At 35.3% G+C, this 7,577-nt stretch carries 8 protein-coding genes and 1 riboswitch; of the genes, 5 read left to right on the plus strand and 3 right to left on the minus strand.

Annotated elements, in window-relative coordinates; all coding sequences use genetic code 11:
• The coding region (locus AC1DSL_RS14435) for a GGDEF domain-containing protein (RefSeq protein WP_477532695.1) at nucleotides 1-868 on the minus strand (868 nt) is incomplete at its 3' end.
• Between the two features lie 302 nt (nucleotides 869-1,170).
• The gene (locus tag AC1DSL_RS14440) at nucleotides 1,171-2,055 is read right to left on the minus strand and encodes an EAL domain-containing protein (RefSeq protein ID WP_477532696.1); all 885 of its coding nucleotides are present in this window, start codon (nucleotides 2,053-2,055) and stop codon (nucleotides 1,171-1,173) included.
• A 293-nt stretch (nucleotides 2,056-2,348) separates the two neighbouring features.
• Between AC1DSL_RS14440 and AC1DSL_RS14445 the strand changes: the two genes are divergently transcribed.
• A complete protein-coding gene (locus AC1DSL_RS14445; RefSeq protein ID WP_477532697.1) occupies nucleotides 2,349-2,942 on the plus strand; it encodes a kinase in 594 nt (197 codons plus the stop codon).
• A gap of 115 nt (nucleotides 2,943-3,057) precedes the next feature.
• Complete coding sequence (locus tag AC1DSL_RS14450; protein WP_477532698.1) at nucleotides 3,058-3,453, plus strand: NUDIX hydrolase; 396 nt, start codon at nucleotides 3,058-3,060, stop codon at nucleotides 3,451-3,453.
• A 515-nt stretch (nucleotides 3,454-3,968) separates the two neighbouring features.
• Here the strand turns inward: AC1DSL_RS14450 and AC1DSL_RS14455 are convergent.
• Nucleotides 3,969-4,676, minus strand: coding sequence for a hypothetical protein (locus AC1DSL_RS14455; protein ID WP_477532699.1), 708 nt, complete (start codon nucleotides 4,674-4,676; stop codon nucleotides 3,969-3,971).
• A 218-nt stretch (nucleotides 4,677-4,894) separates the two neighbouring features.
• Here AC1DSL_RS14455 and AC1DSL_RS14460 point away from each other — a divergent pair, with 218 nt between their 5' ends.
• The 3 genes from AC1DSL_RS14460 to AC1DSL_RS14470 all read left to right on the plus strand — a co-directional run bounded on the left by AC1DSL_RS14460 (nucleotide 4,895) and on the right by AC1DSL_RS14470 (nucleotide 7,334).
• Nucleotides 4,895-6,157, plus strand: a complete 1,263-nt coding sequence (locus AC1DSL_RS14460) for an erythromycin esterase family protein (protein ID WP_477532700.1) — start codon at nucleotides 4,895-4,897, stop codon at nucleotides 6,155-6,157.
• Between the two features lie 144 nt (nucleotides 6,158-6,301).
• Complete coding sequence (locus AC1DSL_RS14465) at nucleotides 6,302-6,835, plus strand: AAA family ATPase (protein WP_477532701.1); 534 nt, start codon at nucleotides 6,302-6,304, stop codon at nucleotides 6,833-6,835.
• 61 nt (nucleotides 6,836-6,896) lie between these two features.
• The gene (locus tag AC1DSL_RS14470) at nucleotides 6,897-7,334 is read left to right on the plus strand and encodes a GNAT family N-acetyltransferase (protein ID WP_477532702.1); all 438 of its coding nucleotides are present in this window, start codon (nucleotides 6,897-6,899) and stop codon (nucleotides 7,332-7,334) included.
• 119 nt (nucleotides 7,335-7,453) lie between these two features.
• A riboswitch (TPP riboswitch) is annotated at nucleotides 7,454-7,552 on the plus strand.
• The last annotated feature ends 25 nt before the right edge of the window (nucleotides 7,553-7,577 follow it).

Genomic DNA, 7,577 nt, shown 5'->3' on the forward strand with positions numbered 1-7,577 from the left:
CTTCAACACAGGTAAATTCTTCATTCTCGTTTGTAACGACGGCAATCGATATAGAAACTAACGGAATCTTTTCCATTTGATACTCACGATTTGTGGTATAGATAAAATTTTCTTTTAGATGCTCATTGGTATAAAACTTTTTGATTTGCTCATCAAATGCATTGATTACTCTGTCACAGTAATCTTCATAGAAGTAATGGTTAAAGAGAACAATAAAATCGTCGCCTCCGATATGACCTAAAAAACTTTCTTTATTATCAAGGGAGTTAGTTAATAGGTCTGCAGTTAGCTGAAGAATTTCGTCTCCTTTTTTAAAGCCATAATAATCGTTATAAGCTTTGAAACGGTCTAAATCTATATATAAAAGACTAAACTCTTTTTTATGCTCCAAAACTTTGTTTAGATTTTGATTAATAATAATGTTTCCTGGCAGTCTAGTCAGGGGATTTAAATAACTAGCAAACTCAACTTGTATGTCAGAAACTTTCATTAAAAGGCTTTTAATACTCACTACACCGACGATTATATCGTCTAATTGTATAATTACGTCATCATATATTTCTTCTTCGGATCTATCCATCGCTAACTTACTGACTTCAACAATGGAAGTGAAAAAGTTCACAATCAATGGATTATTATTGGCTAATATTTCAATAGGCTTCTTAATGTAAAGGTTATACCCATATTGTGTACCCATTTTTTGATAAAAATTAGTTCTAGTAATTAAGGCTGTAGCTGAATTTTGCTCAGTGATAACAATGCCTTGCAGACTTAAATCATTATGAAAAATTTGGTCCACCTGGTGACAAGGCGTCCCAAAAGGTACCTTAGGTATTTCTTTAGCAATATCTCCGATATAAGCAATCATATAAACCCCCATATTTAGTAATTTTGTCTTAATTTCTTATTCACTTGAACATTGTGGTAAGAGTTGTACTTAAACTAAAGAAGGTAATCAATACTTTTAATTTCAATTGGTAAAAACATAAAACATATTATCTATACTATAATAGTTCTTTTAGTTTATATAAAGGAATATATTGGGTTAATTTTTGTATAAAAACAACCCTTCACAAAATCTAATTAAAAATGATGTGAGGGGTGTTTATGTTGAATTCAAAAAAGGAAATACATGAGCATGTTTTTTCTAATCTGTACTTATTTAGAATTTCATTTAGCGCGATATAAATTTGCAGGTGTGACAATAGGTGATTGAGTTAAGGGTACTATTCCATTTTTTAATAGAGGGTTCGGTTTTCCTAATGCATAACCTTGTCCAAAATGAACGCCAAGTTTTTGAATAAACTCCAATTCTGACAATGTTTCAATGCCTTCTGCAATTACGTCGGTTTTGGATTGCAGTGCAAACTCGACCAGAAGTTCGACTAACTGTTGTTGAGCTGGTTGAATGTTAATATTACGGATCAGCGATTTATCAATCTTGATGAATTCAGGTTTTAAATATGCAAGCGTTTTGAGACTATTATAACCTGTTCCAGCATCATCCACGGCAACTCTAAATCCTTGTAGACGATAATTCTCTATTATTTTTTCAAATCGATTATAATCAATCACAGCTTCTTTTTCCGTCATTTCTAATACAACTTGGCTAGGAGAAAGATTATATTTATCTAATAGCTCCAATGTTTTTCCACTTCGATACGCCGAATCTGTTAGTACTTGTGGTTGAATATTAAGAAAAACCAACCGATTTTTATACTCTTGTGAATGCTCTAACTGCTCCGAATATCTCTCAAGTGATAGATTGCGCAAAAAGGCTTCGACCATAAAGACGTTATCACTTTGACCCACATAATCATAAAATTTTTCTGTTGATGGAAACAAGGATGTGATCTCAGGACGATTAAGTATTTCATATCCAATGGTTTCATTTTCCACAAGAGATAAAATCGGCTGAAATACAGTTGTTATCTTTTGCTTACTAATAAGTCCCTTGAACTCTTCACTTTTTTTAAATTCTTGAATAACAAAATTATGGTTACTATGTAAATATCGTAAATATTTAAAAATCGTACTTATCTGGTTAATCTTCATTTAATCTCCCTTAACAATGCGTTCTATTTGTGTACTTTTATATAGTATAGCGATGCAATATTTCTTGAGTATTAAGGAATTGTAAAAAGTTTCTAGCTATTTAGGATTTATAGCACGTCTGTATAAGAGCGATGAATAAAATTAGTTTAAAAAGGAAATCAGGTAGTTTAAGAGAATTGATATAGTAAGGTTACATAATCGAGGTGAAAAACGTGTCCAAAATAGCTCTCTTGACAGTTACTCACGATCCTAATGGAAGAAATATTAAGCACTTGAATTAGGGGGGGACTGGCATGGAAGATTACATACTTACTCTATTAAATGAAATTCCACCAGTTGAAAAAGGTAAAAGAGTCGTTCTTGGAATAGATGGACTAAGCCGTTCTGGGAAGACAACCTTTGTAAAAAACGTTCAACACCATCTTCAAGAAAAAAACATCCCAATCTGCATTTTCCATATAGATGACTACATTGTGGAGAAAAAAAGGCGTTACGACACCGATTATGAAGAGTGGTATGAGTACTACCATTTACAATGGGATACTGAGTGGTTAAAAGAGAATTTGTTCATCAAACTAAAAACGTCTGAAGAACTAAACTTGCTAACTTATGATAATCAATCTGACACACACAATATACAAGTAGTTAGATTACCTGAAACTTGTCTAATTATCGTTGAAGGAGTATTTCTACAACGAAAAGAGTGGAGAAGTTTCTACGATTATTTAGTTTATTTGGATTGTCCGAGAGAAATAAGATTTAACCGTGAAAGTGATGTGACAAAAAGCAATATCGAGAAATTTAGAAATAGATACTGGAAAGCAGAAGAGTATTATTTGGATACAGAATCTCCAAAGAAGCAAGCAGACCTAGTATTTCAAAATTAAATGGGAATCTAGTTTTTAAAGGAATACACTTTTCACACTAAAGACCTTGAGGTGAATTTTGAGCTCAAAATAGAGCTCTTTTAATTTAATGGATGTAGAAATAGGGAGGATAATTTTGAGAGACAGAGCTTCGGTCATTCTTGTAGAAAATAATAAGGTTGGTCTGATTAAACGAATTAGGAACGGTTCAATTTACTATGTTTTTCCTGGAGGCGGAATTGAAGAAGGTGAAAATCCTGAAACAGCTGCAAAAAGAGAGGCCTTTGAGGAGTTAGGTGTAATAGTAAACGTTAGTAAGTGCATTGCAAAGGTGGACTGTAACGGTACACAATACTTTTTCTTTGCTGAAATACTCGATGGGATTTTTGGTACTGGACAAGGAGAAGAATACACTAATAATAATCGAGATAGAGGTACATATTTGCCAATATGGGTTGAAATAGAAAAATTATCATACATTGACGTTAAGCCTAAAGAAGTTGCTATCACAGTACAATCAATTTTCAACTAAACGACATTTTGGTAGGACATTCCTTTGGTGGCGTCAAAATGCGCTTATTTGTTGCTGAATTTCCAAACGAAGTTGCAGTATGGTTCCCATTAAATGGCTTGAACTAAATTTCTATTCTTGTGGTAAAATTTAGTAATTATCGATTATTTATTATGGGGAACTTTAATAAATAAGATAAAAAGTGATTTTTTTAAATAAGGAATAATAACACTCGGGGGTGTGTCAAAATGAACAAATTTGTTATTGGGTGGAGAATCTTGTTTTTAGTAATTCTAACATCACTACTTTTACTTGGAGGGATTAGTAGAAATATATTTTTCGCTGTGATACTAGGCATAATTATTTTTTCAATCATCCCTGAAGTTTATTCAAAAAAGTTAGGTGATAAGTAAATGTTAATTCCAAAAATAGTATTAGAGGGTATGTTAACAACGCGGGCTTATGAGAGGATTTGTACGAGCAAATTAAAAACAGGTATCGGAAGTATTCTCCCAGATACCTGTTATTAGTGAAGCTTAAAGCTCTTTATATTCAGTCATCGAGTCCATATGGCTCGCAATCATTGCAATCATTGTGCTGGCCTCTTCTTTAGAAAACGTAAAGATGCTTTCGTCTTTATGGAGCTCGTCATCCAGCCAATAACGGTTGACTCTTTTGAGGACGCCGTGACCCGTGTCCCCAACCAGTCCAAACTGATAGGTGATTTCTACTTCATCTTCTATATGAAATGCGGTGACTTCAGGAGATTCCCAATCAACGCCGACCTCTTCAGGATCATAATCATAATCATCATGTACAATTTCATCTACATAATACTCTTCACCGTCTTCATCTTCATCTGTTACATAAGTTTCTTCCAATACATAATCATCTTCATCATCTATTTCATCCACATAAAACGCTTCACTATCTCCGTTCATAAAAGAATGGAAGCTTTCGTGAACGGCGTCAATAACATCTTCAATATCTGGCAAAATAATCCGAGCTTGCATTTCATATTCGAAATCAAATGTTTCAATGTAAAATTCTTCGTTATGTGGATCAAAGAGGAGGGTACAGAAAAACTCCCTGTCATCATCTTCAGTCTCGACGAAAAATTCAATTCTCGGATGTTTGGCACTTTGATCAATCGTCATTTGACCGACTTTATCGTATTCATCGCAAAGCGAATTCAGATGATCTTGCAGCTCTGCAGTTACTCGGTTAAACCATTCCATCGACATGCTATACTCGCCCCTTTAATTATATTCTTCATTCAATTTTTTATCTTTTCCCATTTCATGAATTTGTTGCATTCCATTTATATCCTTTTTTTAATTAAATAATTTATTAAGAATAAAGGTTGGAAAACAGGGGAATTTAGAATGATAGATATAGAAAGTTGAATTTCAGGAATAGATATCAGAGGAAATTTAAACTCAACTGAAAAAGGAGTGTTTCAATGAATTCCCTAGAGCAATCCATTAAAAAATATGCTATTCCTTTTGAAACACAAGATGATCTTACACCTATTATAGAAGCAATCGGCGAAGCGAAAATCGTTCTATTGGGAGAAGCAAGCCATGGTACGTCAGAGTTTTATTCGATGCGTGCTGAACTGTCAAAAAGGTTGATTGAGGAAAAAGGATTCACTCTTATTGCTGTTGAAGGTGATTGGCCATCCAGCCAACAAGTTAATCGTTATATTAAAGGGTACTTAGATGAAAAAGAAGATGTAAAAGATGTGTTAAAGGCGTTCAACCGTTGGCCAACATGGATGTGGGCTAATGAGGAAATTGCTGACTTTATCACATGGCTCAAGGAACACAATGCCAAAATTGGAGGTAGTCAAAACGTAGGTTTTTACGGAATTGATGTCTACAGTTTGTGGGAATCATTGGACGAAGTAATCACTTATTTAAGCAAGACGGATCCGGAAAGTGAGGATCTGGAGCTGGCCAGGAAAGCGTTCACATGCTTTGAACCTTTTAATCGACATCCTGAAACGTATGCCATGACTTCGATAAATATATCGGAAGCATGTATCGACGAAGTGACCAAGCTACTAAAGTCTATACGCGTTCATGAAGATAACTATAATGATGTACAGGAAGCCGATTTGAACTTGAAAATCAATGCAATGGTTGCACAAAACGCTGAAGAATATTACCGGGCTATGGTCCGTAGTGATGACATCTCCTGGAATGTCCGTGATGAGCATATGGTTGAAGTGATAAACGAAGTCATGGACTATCATGGAAACAATGCAAAAATCATCATTTGGGAACACAATACCCATATCGGGGATGCTTCCGCAACGGATATGGAAGCGGCTGGCATGGTGAACGTTGGCCAAATTCTCCGCCTGCAGAACAGAAAAGAAAATGTCTTCGCTGTCGGGTTTGGCACATATAAGGGAACAGTGATCGCAGCTGACCAGTGGGCAAACCCATATGAATTGATAGTCGTGCCACCAGCTATGAAAAAATCATGGGAATACGCTATGCATGTAGCCGGTGAATTTAATAAGTTATTAATTTTCGATGATGACAATCGCCACCTGTTTGATGAATGGATTGGTCATCGGGCAATTGGCGTGGTTTATAATCCTGAGTTCGAAGCTTACGGGAATTATGTACCTTCAAAAATGGGAAGTCGCTACGACGCTTTCATTTACCTGGACGAAACCAAAGCCCTTACTCCAATTGAGCATGACAACCCATAATCACTCACTAATTGCACCGCATTTGCGGTGTTTTTTTGTTTTCGTTATTTAATTCAACAATGAAATGATGGTAAAATGTAACAATAATTAATGCTTGTAGAAGGATGAAACTAAAGGAAAAGGACTGGTGGACGAATGATTATCATGATAAATGGAGCATTTGGAGTGGGAAAGACCACTGTTTCCAATGAACTACAGAAAGAAATAGAAAATAGTATGATTTTTGATCCGGAAGAAATAGGTACTTTGTTAGGCAAAATTCTCCCAGTAGATGTTATGGCTCTTGAAGCAAAAACAGGAGATTTTCAGGATTTGGAGCTTTGGAAACAATTAACCGTTACCGTAGCTGAGCACTTAATCGTACAGTATAAAGTGAACTTAATTGTTCCAATGACTATTCGGAAAGTAGAATATTTTAATTACATATTTGATGGATTTAAGAAGATAGATGAACAAACAACCCATTTTTGTTTAACAGCAAATCAGGAAACTATTTTCGATAGACTTAGGGAACGTGGGGAGGAAGAAGGGAATTGGTGTTTCCAACAAACATCGAAATGCCTGAAAGCATATAAAGAACATGATTTTGGGGATTACATCAACACGGAGAACGTCCAAATACATACGATTGTTCAAACCCTAAAGGAAAAACTAAAAATAGTAGAAGCTGTTAAATAGATGAAGACTTTTGTGTTACATGGGACATGTGACGGAAACTGATTTTGACGGAGGAATGACGATGGATGATTCAACCCATAAAATCTTAGAACTAACCAAACCAGAACAATTCGAACGTGCATTTCTATTAATGAAACAGTTAAGATTGGATTTGACGATGGAGTCTTTTCAGGAATTGCTCGGACAAATGACAAAAGACGGATATCGACTTTTTGCCTTATTTGCTCAAAATCAAATCGTAGCTTTGGCAGGCGTAAGCTTGAGAACGAATTTTTATAGCGGCCGCCACGTTTATATTTATGATTTAGTTACTGACGTCTCTAAACGTTCGCTTGGATATGGAGAGACATTGTTGGAGTTCATACATGAGTGGGCTAAAGAAAATGGTGCCGAATATGTAGCACTGGAATCGGGAATCCAAAGAACCGATGCTCATAGGTTCAATGAAGACAGAATGGATTATGATAAATGGTGTTTTTCGTTCAGAAAAAAATTGTAAACGATGATGAAATGAGCTCTTTGAAGGAGTTGAAGGTTTTTTTCATTCATGATGGAAACTGAAATTACTCACCACGATTCTTGAGATTTCCTGATAGTGTGCTAGTATGTAAGTAATTAAAATAGTTGCGGGGGGACGCATTGGCGTTGAGAAGGTTAAAACCTGACCCTTTGAACCTGTTCGTTAAGACGAACGTAGGGAGCAAAGTACATAGCGGTTTAACGCTTTTGTTTTGTACTGTAG

Source organism: Paenisporosarcina sp. P4_D4, from assembly GCF_056401835.1.